This is a genomic window from Seonamhaeicola marinus (assembly GCF_008085455.1).
The window spans coordinates 1-247 of record NZ_VSDQ01000263.1 but is presented as its reverse complement, the minus strand read 5'-3'; the positions used below and the strand labels follow the sequence as shown (position 1 = coordinate 247).

Genomic DNA, 247 nt, shown 5'->3' with positions numbered 1-247 from the left:
AGTTAAAAAGAATGCTGCAGCATTGGCACAAGCCTTAGTTGATAAAGATTATAATATCATTTCTGGGGGTACAGATAATCACTGTATGTTAATAGATTTACGTAATAAAGATGTTTCAGGTAAAGAGGCGGAAGAAGCTTTGGTAAAGGCAGATATTACGGTTAATAAAAACATGGTACCTTTTGATGATAAGTCTCCATTTGTGACTTCTGGTATACGTTTGGGTGTTGCTGCGGTTACTACCCGT

1 pseudogene is annotated in these 247 nt (G+C 36.8%); it reads left to right on the top strand.

The annotated features are described in order from the left end of the window. A pseudogene (glyA, locus tag FUA24_RS03865) lies at window positions 1-247 on the top strand (serine hydroxymethyltransferase); the annotation flags it as partial.